This window comes from Bradyrhizobium sp. USDA 4541 (genome assembly GCF_024171085.1).
Classification (GTDB): Bacteria; Pseudomonadota; Alphaproteobacteria; order Rhizobiales; family Xanthobacteraceae; genus Bradyrhizobium; species Bradyrhizobium australafricanum.
The window spans coordinates 8738662-8758097 of the sequence record NZ_JALJZF010000001.1 but is presented as its reverse complement, the minus strand read 5'-3'; the positions used below and the strand labels follow the sequence as shown (position 1 = coordinate 8758097).

Below are 19436 nucleotides of genomic sequence, written 5' to 3'. Positions count from 1 at the left end.
GCACGTACCGGCGACGTTAAACTGCCGTCGTTGTCGGAAAATTGTGAAGACGCCTGAGATAGAAAACACAATCACCAATGGCCACACTGCTACTGAGATGATTGGAATGCAGGTTGTGTGTCTAAGAGTGACCGCAACCAGCTTGGAGCAGGAATTTTGTACGAACCGGACTGACTAAACTAACCATGAGGGAGCCCAGCGCTGTTGCAGGGGTGCCGATTTAAAGCGCCAATAGCGAAAACAGAAGGGCCTTTTGATCCACTAGCGACGTCGCTCGCGTGGTTGCGGAGACGGCAGCATCAAGATGAGCCCGCTGCCGACAAGGTCGACTGCTAGGATCGAGACCTTAGTATGTCGGGAAGCAGACAAACCCAACACAAACGTCATCCAGACTGTCGACTATTGCTTGGCACAAAGAATGCATGCCCCTAGCCATGCCTAGGGGCTTTCCGGGCATGGCTACATCGCAAGTTGCGGCCGTGGCTGGCCACTGAAGTTAGCGGCGCGTGACATAAGGCAGACGGCGTCTGCTCGGCCGATACCGACGGACGTTCTGTCACGTCGCCGCTAACTTTCAACGGCGTGAATAGCGGGTTTGTAGTGCGCTTAGAGCAGAATGAACGGGACGCGCTGGAGAGGGCGCGAAAGAGCTCGGAAAATGAACGCAGAGAACAACTTCGCGGCCCGGCTCCTTGACGCCGGACGCTTAGCAGCAATCGCGCGTACATGCGGCCTGAAGGCGGATGTTTCATACTACGTCGACGAGGCGCTCAAGGAGCTTTGGCGGACCAGATCACCGGAAGAAGCAAAAGCGATCGCAGAGCGTTGGGTGTTATGGGACGCAAAGGGCAAGCCTTGGCCGCGCATGCCCCCACTGGAAAACGTCGTCCCGTTCAAACGGACCGGCGCGGCCGAGATGCCGAGGACGCCCTTGCAAGCAATCCGCGAATGGTTCGAAAAACAAGATGAAGACGTGCGATGTGAAATCGCCGGCATGGCGGCGCTTTTGATTTTCGAAGGTGGCAATCTTCTCGACTTCAGCAACAAGGAATGGTGCGACCATTTGCGCCGATGGCTCAGTGAGACGGGATTACCAAACCATAAGGTCATCGGCCGTGCTCTGACGTTTCGCACCTGTTTCGAGTATTTCTCGGAGAGCAGGTTCACCGAAGCGGCGTGGATGCGATCCAAAGAGACCGCCGTGAAAATCCTTGCAGATGCTGGCCTTGACCCAACCTCCGAAGCTGCGAGTCTCGCACCTATTGCCCAAAAAGTGCTGGAGACCTTGCCGGCGCGAAAATGCCGCTGGATCGAAGTAGGCAAGTCCTGGAGCAAACTCGTCGATACCAGACTGGCACCCCGGGCCCTCAGGGTTTGGAGCGCCTCGCATATGGAATAAGAAGGCAGCGCCTGAATGTGTGCTCGGCGCGGCGCCCCAATACAGCAAGCTGACGGAGTCGTCATCCGTCTCGAAAAACTGAGCCAACACCTGCGGGACAAACGACAGAATACAAACCAGGCCGCCCACAGCGAAGAGAAGAAGCGCTGCGCAAAATGCGACGTTGTAACCAAGTGGCAAGCTGGCCTGGCTCGTTAGCAGGTTGATCGTGCCGATGATCCAAGCCGAGGAGAACGTAAGAAGGGCGGCATTCTTGGTTTCGGCGAACTTGACGAAATCGATGGTTCGGATAAGTCGCATGGAGAGAGTCTTCTCAAAGGCTCTTCTTGATCGTCCTTCATGAGCTTTCTACCCTCGGCTCGATCAAAGAATAGCTGGTACTTCTGCCGCCTGCTGCGTCTTTCTTCAGGATGCCGAGTGCAACGAGTTCATCAATATCTCTCGAAGCCGTCGCTTGGGAAATCTTTGTCAACTTCGCCCACTTGGATGAACTCATTTTTCCATGGAAGCCATCCAGAAGCCGGTTGAGAACGGTCCGCTGACGCTCATTGAGATGCTTTCCCGCATGTTCGTCCCAGAAAGTAGCCTTCCGCAGAACGCTGGCGAGGACCACCGCAGCCCCGTCAAAGGCACGGTCCAAGCAATCTAGGAACCACTTAATCCACTCGGTGATATCCAGGTCGCCTTTTTGGGTTCTTTCGAGAACCGCATAGTAATCGTTCCTTTCGCGACGGATCTGGGCCGACATACTGTAGAAGCGGTGCGTGCTGTTCTCGGAACGCGCCAGCATTAGATCGGCGATGGCTCGCGCGATGCGTCCATTTCCATCGTCGAAAGGGTGTATGGTTACAAACCATAGATGGGCAATTGCGGCTTTGAGAACGAGGTCCATGTCAGCCCGGCTGTTAAACCAGGCCAGAAAGGCCCGCATTTCATTTTCGAGCCGTGCGGCGGCGGGAGCCTCGTAATGCACGTGCTCTCGCCCTATGGGTCCAGAGATGACTTGCATAGGCCCGGACTTCTCGGTGCGCCAGGCACCGACCACGATCTTGGTCATGCCGCTTCGTCCGGTGGGGAAGAGCGCCGCATGCCAAGCGTAGAGGCGTTCGGCTGACAGCTCATCGGCATATTTTTCTGCGGCATCGAGCATCATTTCGACGATGCCTTCGACATTCCGGTCAGCCGTAAGCGGCAAGGAGACCCCGTCTGGCGGAGGGGGTGAACGATCGGCTATCGGCTGCTAAGTTTGTGAGCCGATGTGAGCTTCTATGTCTGCGCCTAGTTCTGGAACTAGAACCTTCCATATGATCGAAGCGGTCGCCGACCGTCTTGAGGGAGCGCCGCGGCAGCTTCGCCGACGCTGGTCGGACGAGTTTAAGGCCCAAGTCGTGATGGAGGCGCTGGAGCCTGGCGCGAGCGTCTCGGCGATCGCCCGCCGGATCGGCATTCACCCGTCGCAGCTGTTCGCCTGGCGCCGTGACGCTCGGGCCGAGCGGCGGCGTTATCGCTCACGGCACTCGAGTTGCGAGGGTGTGGTGGCGCCTGTGGCAGGCGCGGTGATCGAGATTGCCATTGGCGAGGTGATCGTGCGCGCCGGCGTGGACGTCGACGAGGCGCAGTTGCAGCGGGTGATCCGGGCGGTCCGTTCGGCATGATCCCCTCCGGCGTGAAGGTGTTCCTGGCGAGCCATCCAGTCGACTTCCGCAAGGGTATCGATGGCCTTGTTGCGCTGGTGCGCGATGCCGGCTCAGATCCGTTCGACGGTGCGCTTTATGTGTTCCGCGCCAAAAGAGCCGACCGAATAAAGATCGTATGGTGGGATGGCTCCGGCGTGTGCCTCTATTTAAAACGGCTTGAGAAGGCGAGGTTCTGCTGGCCGCGGATCGGGCATCATCGGGTGCAGCTGAATGCTGCGCAGTTGATGGCACTGGTGGATGGGATGGACTGGAAGCGGGTCCGGACCGCGGCGGTCAAGCCGCCGGAGATTGTTGGGTAAAAGCACTGCGGCGAAGTGAATCAGCGGCCTGAAAGGGCAAGAGAACCGGGGCAAAATGTGCTCTGGTCGGGTCAATGACGCCGCCCGATCTCAGCCTCCCGAATGACGTAGAGACGCTGAAAGCCATGGTGCTTGCCATGGCCGAGAAAGCGGCCCGCGCCGATGCTCTGGAGAGCGAAGTCGCCGATCTCAAGGCCCGCAACGCCGATGCCGATGCGCGCATCGAGCGGCTGACGCAAATCCTGAAGGCCTTCGACCGCGCCCGGTTCGGCCGACGATCGGAGAAGCTCGGCTCGGCGAACGGCGACGATGAACAGCAGGCCCTCGTCTTCGAGGAGATCGAGACCGGCATCGCCGCGATCAAGGCCCAGGTCAGCAAGGGCCGTGCGCAGGCGGATGGCAAGCGTGCACCGCGTCGGCGCAAGGGCTTTGCGCCCCATCTGGAACGGATCGAAACCGTCATTGAGCCGGAAGAGCTGGCTGAGCATGCCGGCAAGCAGAAGGTGCTGATCGGCGAGGACGTGTCGGAGCGCCTGGATGTGGTGCCGGCGAAGTTCCGGGTGATCGTCACGCGCCGTCCCAGGTATGCCTTCAAGAACGCGGACGGCGTCATCCAGGCGCCGGCCCCGGCCCATATCATTGAAGGAGGCATTCCGACGGAAGCGCTTCTGGCCCAGATAGCCGTCGCCAAATATGCCGATGGCCTGCCGCTCTACCGGCAGGAGGCTATCTACGCCCGCGATCATGTCGAGCTCGACCGCCAGCTGATGGCGCAATGGATGGGCAAGCTCGGCTTCGAGCTCGAGATCGTGGCCGACTACATCTTCAGCGAGGTCAAGAAGGCCGAACGGGTCTTTGCCGACGAAACCACTTTGCCGACGCTCGCTCCGGGCTCCGGATCGACAAAGACGGCCTACTTATGGGCCTATGCCCGGGATGACCGAACCTTTGGCCGCAGCGGTCCCCCGATGGTGGCTTATCGCTTCGAAGACAGCCGCTCCGGCGAATGCGCGGTCCGCCATCTCAATGGTTATCGCGGCATCCTGCAAGTGGATGGCTATGCCGCCTATAACAAGCTCGCGCGATCCGATCGCGGCAATGATGGCATCACATTGGCTGGCTGCTGGTCACACTGCAGACGCAAGTTCTACGAGCTGCATGTTGCAGGGAGCTCGGAAGTGGCAACGGCGACGGTCGAGCGGATGGCAAGGCTCTGGCAGGTCGAGAAGACCGTGCGCGGTCAAAGCCCCGACGCTCGCGTTGCCGCGCGCCGGCAAGCCTCCGCGGCGATCGTCGCAGATCTCTTCGATCTCTGGCAGCAGACCTTGCGGCGGATCTCCGGCAAATCAAAACTGGCTGAGGCGATCCGCTATGCCGTCTCGCGCCGTGCCATCTTCGAACGCTTCCTGACCGATGGTCGCATCGAGCTCGACTCCAACGTCGTCGAACGCGCCATCAGGCCACTAACAATCACGAGAAAGAATAGCCTCTTCGCTGGCAGCGACGGCGGCGGACGAACCTGGGCGACCATCGCAACGCTGCTGCAGACGGCGAAAATGAACAACGTCGATCCGTTCGCCTGGCTCGCCTTAACACTTCAGCGTATCGCCAACGGCTGGCCGAGCAGCCAAATCGACGCGCTTATGCCATGGAACCACGCAGCCTGACGGCCTCAGCTTGCCGCTTACGGTCAGCCGGTGTAGGCGCACCAATGTCCAGGCCCAATCGGCGAGCAATTGACGAGCGCACTTGGTTGCGGTCGAGGACTTCGCCTTCGATCTCACTGGACTTCACGACTTCTTCGGTGAGGCTTTGAAGTGTTGCTTCTGCTTTGAGTGGGAAGCCTAGGCGCTCCATGCGGCCTATGAGGCGCCCCTGCTTGTGGCGGACTGCGGCGAGCCGATTAGCAATGCTTTGAACGTGGCGCTGAACAGGAGCTTTAGAGGCAGGCCGCAATTGGAATAAGGATCGGGCGACAAAGCGCACTGGCGCCAAGATCGACGCGTTGCCGCTTAAGGATATCGAAATCAAGGAGTATGTCCGGGACACCAAGCTTGCCAACCTGTCGACGAACATCGCCTACCGCGTCGACGGTGTCCATCTCTATGCCGACATTCTCAATATGAAGGACATGTTGGCCGTCACCGACGTTGAAGGCGAAGCTGTCCAGCGGCGTCTTTGAAGGTCTTCTCCGCGCTCGCGGAGACAAGTTTGCCGAGCTCTCCTCTGACGCGCCTGCGGTTTTAGGTTCTCTGAAAGCAAACGATTCGATATGGTTTCGCGGCCTGAGTAGCCGTGCAAGGTGCCAACGAGCACCTCACTCAGTCAAATTGCGGCCGATGAAACAGAAGAATGCGGCCTCCGGGTAGGCTTTCGGCCGTGTAGGGCTGACCATGGATCAAAAAACAGGTCATGGGGACACCCTGGCTCGGCAAAAGGCCCAGGTCCTGGAGCATGTCGATCACGAGAGGCGAAGCCTCTTGGGGGCCGTGCCTCCAGTCTTGGCCGAACAACTCTCCGAGTTCAGGCACTTGCGGGGCCGGCTGATGGCTCCATGCCGAAGCCGCAGACGGCAATGGAAGGTTTGGCCCCAGCGCCGAAGGAGCGTCCTTTCGTAATTCGAGCGTGGCGGGTGGATTAAACCCGGATACAGGGCCGCCATAGGTACGCGGGGGAGCCGTCGGCGTCGCAAGCGCAGCTTCACCCCGCAAAGCGAACCTAGGGTGGTGGATAAGTTGAACGTCGTTGGGCCCTTTCGGTCCCAACACAGCCGTGTAGCGTTCACCGGTAATCTCATAGTTCATCACCGGATACTCCGCATCAGGCAAGAACTCCCAATTACCCAACTTAGAAAGCATCGTGTCGGGAGCCGGCTGGGTGCGATGGGAAAAGTCCTTCGGCACGGCGAATGAAACATCAAACGTGTCGCCGACGGCGAGAGAGCGCAGATGAATAAGCTGAATATCATTGTGCCCTCCGGGTCCTAACACGGCCGTATAGGGCTCACCGTGAATGTCGTACGTCTTCACCGGCTGCGTCGCGTCCGGTAACAGACCCCAACGGCCCAATTTGGAGCGCATCATATCCGGCGCGGGCTGGTTGCCGTGGAAGAAGTCACCTGGAACGACCAAAGAAGCGTCAAAGCTTTCGCTGACTGGAAGTGGCGTTGTGGCCGGGGCGGCACCGCCTTGGTCCATCATGCGTGCGAAGTATTGTTCAGAGGCAAGGTTCAGCAATCGCGAGTTCGGCTGTGAGGTTGCAGCATCGAGAAACTCTTCTCGGCCGGCACTTTCAATGGGCAAGTTGGCAGTAGAGTCCGGTTCCGGAACAACAAGATCGTCCGCGACCACGAAGCCCTCCAGGGCCGCTTCGAAAAGCTCCTCCTGGGCTGCGCTTTGCACGGGCGAAGGGACGACCGGATTCACCCGCGACGCCAGTTCCGGTGTATCGAAAGTCATCCCTGGCAGCAAATCATCTCGATCAATGCCATGGAAAAGCTCCGCCTGGTCGGCACTTTGCAGGTCCGAACGGGAGGCTGAGCTCATCGTTCGCCAAAGCGCCGATTGATCGTACGGCGCGGCTGCCAGCAGGTTCTCGCGATCCGTAGCATCGAAAAGCTCTTCCTGAGCAAAACTCTGTACGGACGAGAAAGCGGGGGCGCGCATTCCCTGCCAAAGTAACGGTGCATCGAAGCCGGAGACCGCAAGCTCCCCGCTCCGCGCCGCGTTGTCGAAAAGCACATCCTGCGCGACACTTTGTAGGGGAGAATGAGCGGCCAAATCCATTTCACCCCAAACCTCCGGAGCATTGAGATTGCCAGCCAGCAATACGCCCTGATCCGCAGCATTCTCCAAAAGCTGGTTCTCGACAGTCAGCATGGACGAACGCGCGGCCGGCTGAGTTGGCGGATGCGAGCCACCTCCTTGTCCTTCCAAATTGTCCTGCCTGACGCCCGCGCGATAGTCGCGGAGTCTGTTCAAAGCGTAGAGGAGTTTCTTGTCTTTCGGGAACAAAGTATCGGCGTGACCGCGCAACTTGTCGGCACTGAGCCTGGCAATGGACAGGGGGCGGAGAGCTGACGCCAACTTCCGGAGGCAGCTTGCGTAATTTCCGGCCGTTTTCGCGTCGATCCCTCGACCGAAGCCTGCCTCGGCGGCCTTCCTAATGAGGCGTTCGTCTTCGTTCGATGGACGGTAATGTGTCGTGATCCGAAGGGTGGCGCCAGGCTTGCGGTAGCGGCTGACAATCAACAATGCTGGGGCGATAATCTTATCGTTTGGCAGCAGCTTCTTGGCGCAATCGAGCAGCGTATCATCATCGAGGGCCGCTATTGATTTGCCATCCTTCTTCAGCGCCTCAGCCAACTTGCGAAGGCGGCGATCGTAAATACTGATGGTTGTCGGCCCAGGCGGTGGTCCTCGCTCGAGAGCCGCACCAGACGCTGCCTGGATCAGGCGATCGTCTTCCTGAGTGACATCGTAAAGCTGACTGTGAGCATATATAGGCCCCAGCTGTTGCACATCTGCCAGCTGCTGCTCAAAGTAGGCTTGCTGCGGTTGCCGTTGTTCCACGGTTGTCTCGGACGCAGCGGGACGATTATCGGCAGGGTTGATATTGTCAAATTGGTTCATGGTCGCGTCTCCGCTTGCATCGGTCTCGGCGCCTCGGTACTAGCGGTGGCTGTCCAAAACCTGACGTAGCCCCCAAGCAAGACAGAGAATGATAGCGAACAAGGGCGGCACCCAAGGCGATGCTGTGTGTTCGCGTCGCGAAAAGGAGAGCGCAGGATGACAAATCCTTCAACTGAGGTTCGAACTGAAATGCGATGCGAGGACCTCGATCCAACGCTCAGCTCGCGATCGCGACGATCCCAGGCCTGTCATCGTGATGATCGGTCTGCCATTGGCCGAGTTCGCGATTGATGAGAGGAGAGCGTATCGCTCCTTCAGCCGGATAATCCCTCCCCTCTAGTCCAGCTGGTGCGGCGAGCTTCCATTGGTATGGCCATTCCTCACAGCGCGCGGGCAGGGGCCCTGCAGCATTCCGGCTCCGGTTTGGCAAATTCACACGTCCTGCAAAGCAGAAAGCCATCTGTACCGTTCATGCGGTCGGCGATTTCGCTAAATATCCGGCCTTCGAACAGATCTTCGTACTCGTCGCGCAAAAGATTCCCAAGGACATGACGCCGCTCAAAATCCATGCAGCACAAAGTAACATCGCCGTTTGGAAGAAGGACATTCCGATGTTGCTGTTTCCCATTGCATGTCAGGGTGCCGGCGATCGGCTGCCGCGGGGTGATCATTTTCGGATCTATATGTCCTCGCCTGCTACTCAGCGGCCGCAAGCGTTGCAGCTTTTTGGCGGGGATTACATCGGATAGATCAGGATGGATTTTACCCAGGATCACAAATTGAATCGAGGGAATGTTTGCCTCAATCAGTCGGCGCATGACATTGATGTAGTTTTTTCCGACGAGGCGGCTGTTCATATAAGTGCCGTCGTCGGGAACGTGCACGACGAAAGTCTTGAACCGGAGCATTTGCAGGCGTCGAACGTCAGTCCCGTTCATTCCAACAAGGGTCGTGAAGATCCGGACGTCGTGGCCGCGTGCGTAAGCATGCTCAACCATCGTGCTGCAATGCGGATGCAACCAGGGTTCCGAATATCCGGAAAAACTAATGCCAGTAGCTGTCGGTACGCGTGAGAGACATTGCTTGAAATCCTGAACACCCAGATGCTTGGCTTGGGATACGGGCCTTTGGCGATCTGCAAACTTGTCCTGGGAGCAATAAGAACATCTGACGATGCAGCCGGTGGTCGTGGTTATCTCCAATACCCGATGGCCGGGCTCAACCACACGCAACTCTTGTAAGACCCTAGGGTATGCCGTCATGTATCTGGTCCTTTCAGGTGCCGGAGCAGGCAATTGCCGCAGATCGAGCGCAGCTAACGCGGCGTCGCGCCTTGCCTGAAACGATCGCAACCGGAGTTTGGACGTTGGGCGAGATGCCTTGAATGAAGCCCGTGCTTTGCCACGCTGGTTTCGACAACAGGGTACAGGAGGACCAGTCCGGCGCTCCTCTCTCTGGGTGTCGATTGCCGCCTACCACCATGTCTGCGCCTAGCATCCTCCTTTCCTCCAGAAACACGTCAGCTCGACAGCTCTTGATGTTGTCGAGGAGAGCCGCAAATAGGGCTCCGGGAGGTGCTCGATCCTGAGGACCACATCATCTCCGTGTCGCCGGACCGAGCAGTCAATCGCCGACATGGGACCGCCCAGAGGCGACATACGTTGTTCCGATCGCGTCCGAAATGCCAAGCTTGTTTGCCAAACAGTCGTGGCTTGCGCCGAATCCTGCAACATGACGTCGGGTACGATTCAAGCGCGTCGGGCGTGATCCAGCACGGCCCTGGAGGCTTTCGCGTGTTGCGAAGATTGCTCTGGGGCGCGATGAGAGGCGCGACGATCCGGAAATCCTGATGGACGCGGCCGAGTAGGACCAACCTGGCTTCTTTGGGCACCGAACAGTAGGCGAAGCCTTTATCGGCAGATCGCGAGAATGGGCCAGACAATTGGTTCGCTACAAACATGCACCGGGCACGTGCCGAATTGATCAGAAGGGCGGCGACCTAGATGCGCCGCGACCAAATCGATCTGCTATGCGCGCCGAACAGCAGCTATACTAGCTAGAAAGATATTGACAAGGCGATCTCGGTGGGACGCGCCGCCGCGGACTTGCTCCTTCATTGTGAGACAAGGCTTGCGCCGACGGTAAATTCACGAAGGGAGCCGGTTTCGTCGCGCTTACAGCGGCTTAGCCGCTGCGAGCTCGATGAGCTTTCGTGTTCTTCAGGGCCGTCAGCCGTTCGAGCAGCGAGATCGCACGGGGAGCGTCGTGTGTCGAGGAGCTGACTGCGTCGGCTACGTCCATGATAGCTTTCCAGCGCCTTAGACACGATTTCATCTGGATCGTTGACGCTGATAGCTTCGAAGATCTTGAGCTGAAGATCCGCTCATACTCATCGGAACGGAAAAAAACGGTCTCAGAGCCTTTGGTAGGATCTACGTTCCAGATCAGCATAGACTGATGAATGGTCGGCCGGATTTCTGGATTGATTTGCCTGAACAGCCACAGGTGGACGTATATGGATAGCGGAACATACCGGTGCTCGGCGTCGGCCACTCCATTCATTGACTTCGCGGTGTCCTCTTCTGACTTGATGTACCCCAAACGAGACTTGACGAATCTCGGCAAGTGACGCCTAGATGTAGATCTGTCATGGTTCTTCCATCCTTTATCTTGTAGGACAGGAAGCTAAGAGGGAACCCGGTGCGCCGAACGGCTACTCCGGGGCTGCCCCCGCAACTGTAAGCGGTGAGCGGTTGTCATCATGGGCCACTGGCGCAGAAACGCGCCGGGAAGGTCGACAGCCGCAGCGACCCGCAAGCCAGGAGACCTGCCGCGACAGAACAAACGTCCTCGGGCGGGGTGCCCCGGTGGAGCGCTTGCACTGAGGGACGTTTGTCTCCTGCAAGTCGTCCGTGGCCCCGGCTCCAAACATCGCGGGGTTGCCGATGTCGCCGTCTTTTGATTTCGATCAGCAGGGTCATCTCGTTACACCATCCAGTGTGCGGGCAGCGCAAGCACAGGCAGCGCTTGCCCCGCTTCAGCGGTCTGTTGCGCCGCCTCCATCGCTGGCCCCGCTGCCGCGTCCCCTCGCGCCAGCTCCAAAGCCGTCCGACCTTGCACTTGATCGATCGCGCGACAGCCTCCTGACATCGTTCGGCAAGCTGACATTGACCGACCGTTATCTGCTCGCGGGCGAAGGCGTCCAGGACATGTTTGCGCGGGTATCGTGCGCGTTTGCGGACGATGTTGCACATGCTCAGCGTCTATATGATGCAATGTCCCGACTGTGGTTCATGCCGGCGACGCCGGTGCTCTCGAATGGCGGCAGCTTGCGTGGTCTACCCATTTCATGCTTCCTCAATTCGGTCTCGGATTCGCTCGAAGGTATTGTCGGCGCCTGGAACGAGAACGTCTGGCTTGCCTCCAACGGCGGCGGCATCGGTACCTACTGGGGGAATGTTCGCTCGATCGGCGAGAAGGTTAAGGGCGGTGTCACCTCGGGCATCATCCCGTTTATCCACGTCATGGACGGCCTGACGCTGGCGATCAGTCAAGGCTCGTTGCGGCGCGGCTCGGCGGCAGTCTATCTCGATGTCCAACATCCCGAGATAGAGGAGTTCCTTGAGATCCGGAAGGCGTCCGGCGACTTCAATCGTAAGAGCCTCAACCTGCATCACGGCATCAACGTTACTGACGAATTTATGCATGCCGTGCGAGCCGGGACAGCGTTCGCGCTTCGCAGTCCAAAGACCAGCGAAATGGTTCGCGAGATCGACGCTCGCCAGCTGTGGCAACGTATCCTCGAGAACCGGCTGCAGACCGGCGAGCCTTATCTCTTGTTCATCGACACCGTGAACCGCGCCCTTCCCAAGCACCAGCGCGACCTCGGCCTCAAGGTCTCGACCTCCAATTTGTGCAGCGAAATTACCCTGCCGACCGGCATCGATCATCGCGACGAGGAGCGCACCGCGGTGTGCTGTCTCTCATCGCTCAATCTCGAGACATGGGACCGGTGGAGCGAGGAGCCGGGCTTCATCGAAGACATCATGCGTTTCCTTGACAACGTGCTCACCCACTTCATCACGGTGGCGCCGGAGGGCATGAGGCGTGCCCGCTATGCTGCCCTACGCGAGCGCTCCGTCGGCCTAGGCGTCATGGGCTTCCACTCGTTCCTTCAGGCCAAGGGCATTCCGATGGAGAGCGTCCTGGCCAAGTCGTTCAATCTGAACATGTTCCGGAAAATCCGGCGGGATGCCGACGCGGCGTCGGTGACGCTCGCTCGCGAGCGCGGCCCTTGCCCGGATGCGCTGGAACGCGGCGTGATGGCGCGATTCAGCCATAAGATCGCAATTGCGCCGACCGCCTCGATCAGCATTATCTGCGGCGGCACGAGCGCTTGCATCGAGCCAGTCCCGGCCAACATTTACACCCATAAGACATTGTCTGGCGCCATCTCGGTGCGCAATCCGCATCTCGCCAGGGTACTCACGGCCAAGGGCGCCAACACCCCGGCGATATGGCAGTCGATCATAGCGCACGAGGGATCGGTCGCTCATCTCGACATCCTCTCGGAGCACGAGAAAGCGATCTTTCGCACCGCTTTCGAGATTGACCAGCGCTGGATCATCGAGCTCGCCGCCGACCGCGCGCCGTTCATCTGCCAGAGTCAATCGATCAACCTCTATCTGGCGGCCGACGTCGATAAGTGGGATCTCCATATGCTGCATTGGACGGCATGGGAGCGCGGATTGAAAAGCCTCTATTACTGCCGTTCGAAGTCGATCTCGCGCGCAGCGTTCGCCGGCAAAATCAGCGGCCGTGACGAGGCGGAACGACCGCAGCCGCAGCGCACCGACTATGAGGAGTGCCTTGCATGTCAGTGATTGACCTCTCGGCTGTCGATCCGCGCACGTTGATCGGCAAGGGACGGGTCGGCCTCCTGGACTCGACCGGAAGCTATGACGTTGATCGCTATGGCTGGGCTTACGAGTTCTGGAAGCGTCAGCAGCAGACCCATTGGATGGGCGAGGAGGTTCCGCTCGGCTCCGACCTCAAGGATTGGGCGTCGGATCGTGTCACTGCCAACGAGCGCGCGCTGCTCACCCAGATATTCCGCTTCTTCACTCAATCGGACATCGAGGTCGGTGACAATTATCTCAAACGCTACATCCCGATTTTCCAGCCGCTCACCGTGCAGATGATGATGGCTGCCTTCACCAATATGGAGACCGTCCATATTGACGCCTATGCGTTGTTGCTCAAGACGCTTGGCATGCCCAAGGCCGAGTTCGAGGCATTCCGCGGCTATGCGCAGATGCGCGCCAAGGCTGACTACATGCACGAATTCGGCGTCCATACTGTGGCCGACGTCGCTCGCACCCTGGCCATGTTCGGTGCCTTTACTGAAGGCATGGCTTTGTTCGCGAGCTTTGCCATGCTGCTTAACTTTCCGCGGCACAACAAGATGAACGGCATGGGACAAATCGTAAGCTGGTCAGTGCGCGACGAGAGTCTCCACTGCGAGGGCATCATCAAGCTATTTCACGAATGGCACCGCGAAACTGGCGCGGTGACGAGCTCCGTTCGCGACGACATCATCGATGTCGCCAGGACCATGGTGAAGCTGGAGGAAAACTTCGTTGATCTCGCCTTTGGTCTCGGCGAGATCGACGGCATGCGCCCTGAGCAGATCCATGCCTATGTCCGCTATGTCGCCGATTGGCGGCTGACCCAGCTCGGGATTACCCCGGTCTTCGATTTTTTTGAGGCTGGTCAGAGCGGGTTTACCCAGCTCAAGCCGCATCCATTGCCCTGGCTGGTCGAGATCCTCAATGGGGTCGAGCACGCCAACTTCTTCGAGCAGCGCGCTACGGAGTACTCCAAGGCAGCGAGCCGCGGCAGCTGGGATGGCGAAGAGGGAGTATGGGCTACTTTCGGCCGTATCTAGCACGAACGCAACAACGCTTTTGCGCTTCGATTCTGGTGCACCTAGGATTTTTCGCGAAAGTCCGCTGGAGACCGCGCAGCAAGGCCACATCGCGTGACATCGATCTGGTCCGCTCGAAATGATTATCGCAGACCCGTGACAGCAAAGCCACTGGATCTGGCGCCACTCACCATCAGTCGCTGAGGTCCTTATGCTTGTGGAGGATCGGCCGTCATGGCGTCGACAGAGCAGGCAGTCGATAGTGAACCTGCGCACGCGGCCGGCGCTCAAACGCGTATGTGTTGCGAGTTTGACAAGCTTAGCCTCGCGGCATGCGGGTGGCGGAGCTGCGTTCTGAACTTGCGCCCCTTTACAGCGCAGCCCTGGCGCCGAACCATGGGATGATGGCTCTCGGCCAGCCACAAACAGATCGATATGGAAAGTCAATGCGGTTCTGACTGCCGGAAATGGTAGGAGAGGCCGCCTCGCGCTTTGAGATACTCTGTTGGAGCGAGGACATGCTCGCAACCAACACACCAGGGCGGTCGGGGATAGCAACTATGCGGACCCGTATGCTCTCGAATGAGCAAAATCTGCGGAGCCCATCATGAAAGCGAGATCGGCACGTAGAGCCGATGGGGCGTCGAGTATCCCGCTGAGCAAGCTGGATGTAAGCGAAGCCAAGCGCTTTCAGGATGACAGCATATGGGGGTACTTCGAGCGGCTGCGAAGGGAGGATCCCGTTCACTACTGCCAAGACAGCCGCTATGGCCCCTATTGGTCCGTCACGAAGTACCGCGATATTGTCGCGGTGGATACAAACCATAAGGCATTCTCATCAGAGCAGGGTGTCACGATCGTCGACGTGCCTGACGAGCACTGGACGCCGAGCTTCATCAAGATGGGCCCTCCAAAACACGCCCGGCAGCGCAACACCGTAAGTCCGATAGTTGCACCGGACAACCTGGCGAAGCTTGAAAGTCTGATCCGCTCGAGGGTCAGGGTGATTCTGGACGGCTTGCCGCGCAATGATCCGTTCAATTGGGTGAATATGGTCTCGATCGAGCTGACGACGCAGATGCTCGCCACGCTTTTCGACTTTCCCTTCGAAGACCGTCGGCTCCTGACCTATTGGTCAGATGTAGCTGTCACACCTCCGAGAGCCGGCCATGCCATCGACAGCTGGGAAAAGCGAAGGACAATCCTGTCCGGATGTCTTGAGTATTTCACACGACTTTGGAACGAGCGCATTAATGCCGAGCCGCGGCTGGACCTGATTTCCTTGATGGCACATTCGCCCGACACGCGCCATATGGAGCCGGATGAGTTTCTCGGCAATCTAATCCTGCTGATCGTCGGAGGCAACGACACCACCCGCAACTCGATGACCGGCGGCGTCCTGTTCATGAATCAGTACCCCGGCGAGCTGCGAAAACTGCGCGACAATCCGCGGCTGGTGTCGGGCGCCGTGTCCGAGATTATTCGATACCAGACACCGATCGCCCATATGCGCCGCACCGCCGCGGCAGATTGCATTCTGGGTGGAAAGCAGATCAGCAAGGGCGACAAGGTCGTTATGTGGTACATCTCTGGCAACCGGGATGAAGAAATCATCGAGAATGGCGATAGCTTTGTGATCGACCGCAAGAATGTGCGGCAGCATCTGTCGTTCGGATTTGGTATCCATCGGTGCGTTGGTCGGCATCTTGCGCAATTGCAGTTGAATATCCTCTGGGAGGAAATATTGCGTGCAGGGCTGGACGTCAGGGTTGTCGGCGAGCCCGAGCGAATCGCGTCAAACTTCGTTCACGGCTATTCCGCGCTGCCCGTGCAGATTGCAGCCTAGTCCCTGATCGCGTCGGTGGCAGACGGCACGCGGTGCGGTTGGGTTTGTCTTGAACCGCTTTCGTTGCCGCAGGTAGCGAAAGCGGCTTGATCGGCGCCAAACAATCGCTGCATGTCGGGATCCGGTCGGCAACCGGGCAGGCGTTGTGGAGCTCGTGTAAGGAGCGACAGGTGTAGCGGGCCGGGCGGCCTTGCCGGCGCATGACAAGCGAAAAGGGCAACGCCAACGGCGCCTCAAAGCCCCATCTTCGGGCCGCCTTGGATAGCTGCAACCGTAAAGGTCGATGAGCTTGATATTGAAGATTGTAGCGGTGGCAGCGATTTTCCTTGGAGAAGCGATTTCGATCATCGCCGAGTTGATTGCCTCAAGGCGGTTTGGAAAATCCGGCGGGGATGTGACAATGCTCCTGCCGATGTTTCTGCTGATATCTTTCGGTGGCATCCTTCTCGTTTTCGGATACGCGCTGGGCTACACGCATCTGAAGAATATCTGGATTATTGTCGCAATATCGGTGGGAGCTATTCTGGTGGTGGAGCCGATACTCACCCTTCTCCTCTTTGGAGACGTTCCGACAACCGGTTCGCTGATCGGGCTGTTGCTCGGTGCGCTTGGTACGCTCGCTGCCATATGTCTATGAGGGAATTCTGATTGAGCATGGATGGGTGCCGGCTTTGGCGAGATGTAGTTTGAAAAGGACCTGCGCAATGTCGGTTCTGCTCGCTTCGCACGGGGCCAATGTTGTTGCTGACCGGCTTTCAACATTTCATCACGGTCGGTGCGTGGCCGTTGGCTTCGTAAACTCTTCTCGAAGTCTGCTTGCCGGATCGTGAGATGCGTGCGGCGGCCGTAAGGTCTTGATCGATCTACGCTGGCCAGTTTCTGCCTGACCACAATTCGCTATGAGCGAGCATTGCCTGGTGCTCTCCAGCATTTGGATGGCTTCGTCCAGTTCGTGTGAACACACGACTGGCCTGGAGCCAAGATGACCACGGATCGCCTCGCGGCCGGTATTGCCGCATTCGACAAAGCAGATCACGACCAGGACAGGTTAGTCCGCGGTCGTGCTTCAGCTGATTATCCCGCAACTCACGCGGTTATCCCCGCAGCAACACAGGAGCTGCGAGGATCGCATCCCTGGAGAACGCTCTTGGTCAGCTACTCGTCAGCCAAGCGGTCTATCCAGACAGGCTGCACATCGTCGACTTAATCGGAGATAAAGCATGACGGGCATTGGCCGATCCGGGAAATCGCACGTTGGGGCGGCAGCAGCCGACAGCACCGGGGAACTCGGCGGCGTCACTGGAGACCGCAGTCAATCCTTCGACGCCGTCGTGGAGCGGATGCGCTCCGGGCTTCAGGAGCGGGCCGCGCCGCTCGCGAGCCAGCCACAAGATTCAGATGTGGTGGCGCCAACGCGGGACGAGATCAGAGCAGCAAGGCAAAGATTGGAGAGTCTCCTTGAGGAACTTGAAATTTGTCGTCGAGCGGCCATGCACGGCCGGGACTTGCCCGAGGCGCAAGAGCTGATCGACCAAGTCGTCAGGGCAGGCTCAGCAGCTCTGGACTACTACGCCGATCTGCCCCCAAATTTGGCGCGTCGCATTCTGCCCGACGATCGGGCCCGCCTTCTCCGCGATGACGTCCTTGACGCAGCCACCCAATGTAACACCGTGGCCAGGCAGATTGTTGAGCAAGTGGAGAAGAAGAGAAAAGAAGCGCTAAGTTGGTTCGAGAGGTTGAAAGGCATCGCTACGCCCTACCAGCTGAGCCGCTCGGTCGCAAGCGTGGCGGAACATCATGCGGCCCACATGGAGTGGTGGGGAAAGAAGGCACTGCGCGCGGAGCGGATGCAATCGGTCTGCGCAGCTACTGCAGACTTGCCAAGCGCTACGCCCGAGATGCGCAAGGCCGAAGAGGCCGCATTAAGGCTGCACACCGGCTGCGCGCTCAATATGAAGTGCATGTATCTGCAATCGCGCATAGCTCTGGCGGAGTTCTTGATTAAGTCGCAAGCGAGCACGTTGGAACCAGACACACACAAGGCCCTCATGGACGAGAACGGGCGTGTGCGTCTGCTCGGGACCTTCATCGAAGATGTTTTCCCAGCATTTGTCTCGACCGGCCATGCCGTTATGTACAGCAACGGGGCACCGCTCGACGCCGAGCATCGCGCCGTTCTAGAAGGTGTCATGGAGCGGCTTTCGGAGTTCGCTCCAGGAGTGAGTTCCATGGTTGCCACGCTGAGGGAAGCCGGATCAGGAGCTGACCTTCCGTTGCAGTTGCTGGACCAGATCGTGGAAGGTGCGTGGCTTACGGCGAACGAAGTCATGCGGTTGCTGGCAGTGCAGCCAAAGTTGGCAGCCACAATTGAACCGCCGGTCCGGCCTGCGCTGGCGGAAAATACCGCCATGGTGGGTGAAAGCAGCAGAGCGCGCAGAAAGGGCAAAGGAAGGCGCGCAGCGGCCGCAGGCGAGGGGAGTTCGACGGCCCGCCCACCCGAGCCGCAACTCGCCAGGCCCGATGCGGCCACGGCCCCGACCGGCAAGGTTATCGTGCTCTCGGACCTCGGTACCAAAAAACTCGTGACCGCGGCGGAGGCACGCGCGAGCGCCTCAACCTCTGCTACCGAGCACCTCCAGATGTGGCAGGCTCCGCCCTCAAGGAAAGCGCTGGCGGGATTACTTGAGCGACTGGACGAACTGCTGCAATTCGATCTGCCGGCTCAACAAAGTGCCGTCTCGCAAGCGCGCCAGATGAAGCCCGAGGACGCCGACCACGTCTTGGATCTCGTCAGTAAGCGCTTGCAGACGCAGGCTACTGAGATTGAGGCCTGTATAGCCGCGCTGGAGGAGCCTCGCCGCCGGGGCCTGCTCACGCCGGCGCAAGTGCCCGAAGTGCACGAAAAAATATTTCGGCTCAAGGCGATGCGGTCCGAGGTGCAGGGGCAGGCAAACTCACTGAGCGGGCGAAAGGCGGCAATCACGAGCGATTGCATGAAGACCTATGCGTTTCCGTCGCAAAGGTACCTTGAACAATTGCGGGCGGCGGGGGATTTGGCGCCAGTCGATCCACCGCGCGCCTTGCAGGGAGAGCCAGGGAAGCTGTTCGAGGTCAAGCTGCAGCCAAAGGCGCTGAGCAGTGGTGCGAGGCCAAGCCCGATGTGGGTGCACATCCATACCAAGCGGCCGGTACATGCCTGGCAATTGGCAATGCTGGGGGAACGTGACTTCGCCGCTTGCCACGTGAAGTCCGATGAACAGCGCGGCTATAATCGGCACTGGCAGAACGCTCGAGCCGCCGAGGGGCACAACAACGTCGTGATCCACCGCGGCAAGCTCACACCTGCGTTTTGCAAGTCCTTGTTGAGCACCGCAGCTGGCGGCCAGGCGTTGTACCACCTTCCCGATGCTGGGCACGTGTCAGCGCAGATGGGGCGACTGGGAATCTAGTCAGCTTCTTGTCTTGCGGCAGCATGCCGTTCGATGGCAGCTTTCATGCCTCCAGATCGGCTCGGCGGATTACCTGAGCCGCACCGGGCTCCTCAGGCTCCATCTCCCAAAGGATGGAGCGCGGAGGAAGAGAACACGCACCAAATCCACGAGAGGCTCGTCGGCCGGGGAGCCGGATCATTTTCGATC

General features: G+C 59.0%; 13 protein-coding genes, 1 pseudogene and 1 riboswitch. Of the genes and pseudogenes, 10 read left to right on the top strand and 4 right to left on the bottom strand.

Going from position 1 to position 19436, the window contains the following annotated elements; all coding sequences use genetic code 11:
- Positions 1–658 precede the first annotated feature (658 nt).
- On the top strand, positions 659–1399 hold the full coding sequence (locus J2R80_RS41370) for a hypothetical protein (protein ID WP_253640783.1): 741 nt from the start codon (positions 659–661) through the stop codon (positions 1397–1399).
- A gap of 337 nt (positions 1400–1736) precedes the next feature.
- On the opposite strand, the gene J2R80_RS41365 is transcribed toward J2R80_RS41370, so the two are convergent.
- A complete protein-coding gene (locus J2R80_RS41365; RefSeq protein ID WP_253640782.1) occupies positions 1737–2594 on the bottom strand; it encodes a Fic family protein in 858 nt (285 codons plus the stop codon).
- 109 nt (positions 2595–2703) lie between these two features.
- Between J2R80_RS41365 and J2R80_RS41360 the strand changes: the two genes are divergently transcribed.
- The 3 genes from J2R80_RS41360 to J2R80_RS41350 all read left to right on the top strand — a co-directional run bounded on the left by J2R80_RS41360 (position 2704) and on the right by J2R80_RS41350 (position 5062).
- Positions 2704–3054: a transposase gene (locus J2R80_RS41360; protein ID WP_253606702.1), complete on the top strand. Its 351-nt coding sequence runs from the start codon at positions 2704–2706 to the stop codon at positions 3052–3054.
- A complete protein-coding gene (tnpB, locus tag J2R80_RS41355; RefSeq protein ID WP_027583889.1) occupies positions 3051–3395 on the top strand; it encodes an IS66 family insertion sequence element accessory protein TnpB in 345 nt (114 codons plus the stop codon). Before J2R80_RS41360 ends, tnpB begins: the two co-directional genes overlap by 4 nt.
- A gap of 74 nt (positions 3396–3469) precedes the next feature.
- Positions 3470–5062 (top strand): IS66 family transposase, encoded by a 1593-nt coding sequence (locus J2R80_RS41350; protein WP_253604517.1) that lies wholly within the window; start codon positions 3470–3472, stop codon positions 5060–5062.
- Between the two features lie 19 nt (positions 5063–5081).
- On the opposite strand, the pseudogene J2R80_RS41345 reads toward J2R80_RS41350, so the two are convergent.
- Positions 5082–5351 (bottom strand): annotated as a pseudogene (locus J2R80_RS41345) (DUF4172 domain-containing protein); the annotation flags it as partial.
- Positions 5352–5400: 49 nt separating this feature from the next.
- Between J2R80_RS41345 and J2R80_RS41340 the strand changes: the two are divergent.
- A complete protein-coding gene (locus J2R80_RS41340) occupies positions 5401–5577 on the top strand; it encodes a hypothetical protein (protein ID WP_253640781.1) in 177 nt (58 codons plus the stop codon).
- 139 nt (positions 5578–5716) lie between these two features.
- On the opposite strand, the gene J2R80_RS41335 is transcribed toward J2R80_RS41340, so the two are convergent.
- A complete protein-coding gene (locus J2R80_RS41335) occupies positions 5717–8026 on the bottom strand; it encodes a hypothetical protein (protein ID WP_253640780.1) in 2310 nt (769 codons plus the stop codon).
- 380 nt (positions 8027–8406) lie between these two features.
- Complete coding sequence (locus J2R80_RS41330) at positions 8407–9288, bottom strand: radical SAM/SPASM domain-containing protein (RefSeq protein ID WP_253640779.1); 882 nt, start codon at positions 9286–9288, stop codon at positions 8407–8409.
- A gap of 1371 nt (positions 9289–10659) precedes the next feature.
- A riboswitch (cobalamin riboswitch) is annotated at positions 10660–10876 on the top strand.
- Positions 10877–10971: 95 nt separating this feature from the next.
- Here J2R80_RS41330 and J2R80_RS41325 point away from each other — a divergent pair.
- The 5 genes from J2R80_RS41325 to J2R80_RS41305 all read left to right on the top strand — a co-directional run bounded on the left by J2R80_RS41325 (position 10972) and on the right by J2R80_RS41305 (position 19247).
- Positions 10972–12909 carry a ribonucleoside-diphosphate reductase subunit alpha gene (locus J2R80_RS41325; RefSeq protein WP_253641092.1) on the top strand — a complete coding sequence of 646 codons (1938 nt, stop codon included), beginning with the start codon at positions 10972–10974 and terminating at the stop codon, positions 12907–12909.
- 29 nt (positions 12910–12938) lie between these two features.
- Positions 12939–13973, top strand: coding sequence for a ribonucleotide-diphosphate reductase subunit beta (locus J2R80_RS41320; RefSeq protein WP_253640778.1), 1035 nt, complete (start codon positions 12939–12941; stop codon positions 13971–13973).
- 586 nt (positions 13974–14559) lie between these two features.
- Positions 14560–15798 (top strand): cytochrome P450, encoded by a 1239-nt coding sequence (locus J2R80_RS41315; protein WP_253640777.1) that lies wholly within the window; start codon positions 14560–14562, stop codon positions 15796–15798.
- Positions 15799–16093: 295 nt separating this feature from the next.
- A complete protein-coding gene (locus J2R80_RS41310) occupies positions 16094–16435 on the top strand; it encodes a hypothetical protein (protein ID WP_253640776.1) in 342 nt (113 codons plus the stop codon).
- A 583-nt stretch (positions 16436–17018) separates the two neighbouring features.
- Positions 17019–19247 carry a hypothetical protein gene (locus tag J2R80_RS41305; protein ID WP_253640775.1) on the top strand — a complete coding sequence of 743 codons (2229 nt, stop codon included), beginning with the start codon at positions 17019–17021 and terminating at the stop codon, positions 19245–19247.
- The last annotated feature ends 189 nt before the right edge of the window (positions 19248–19436 follow it).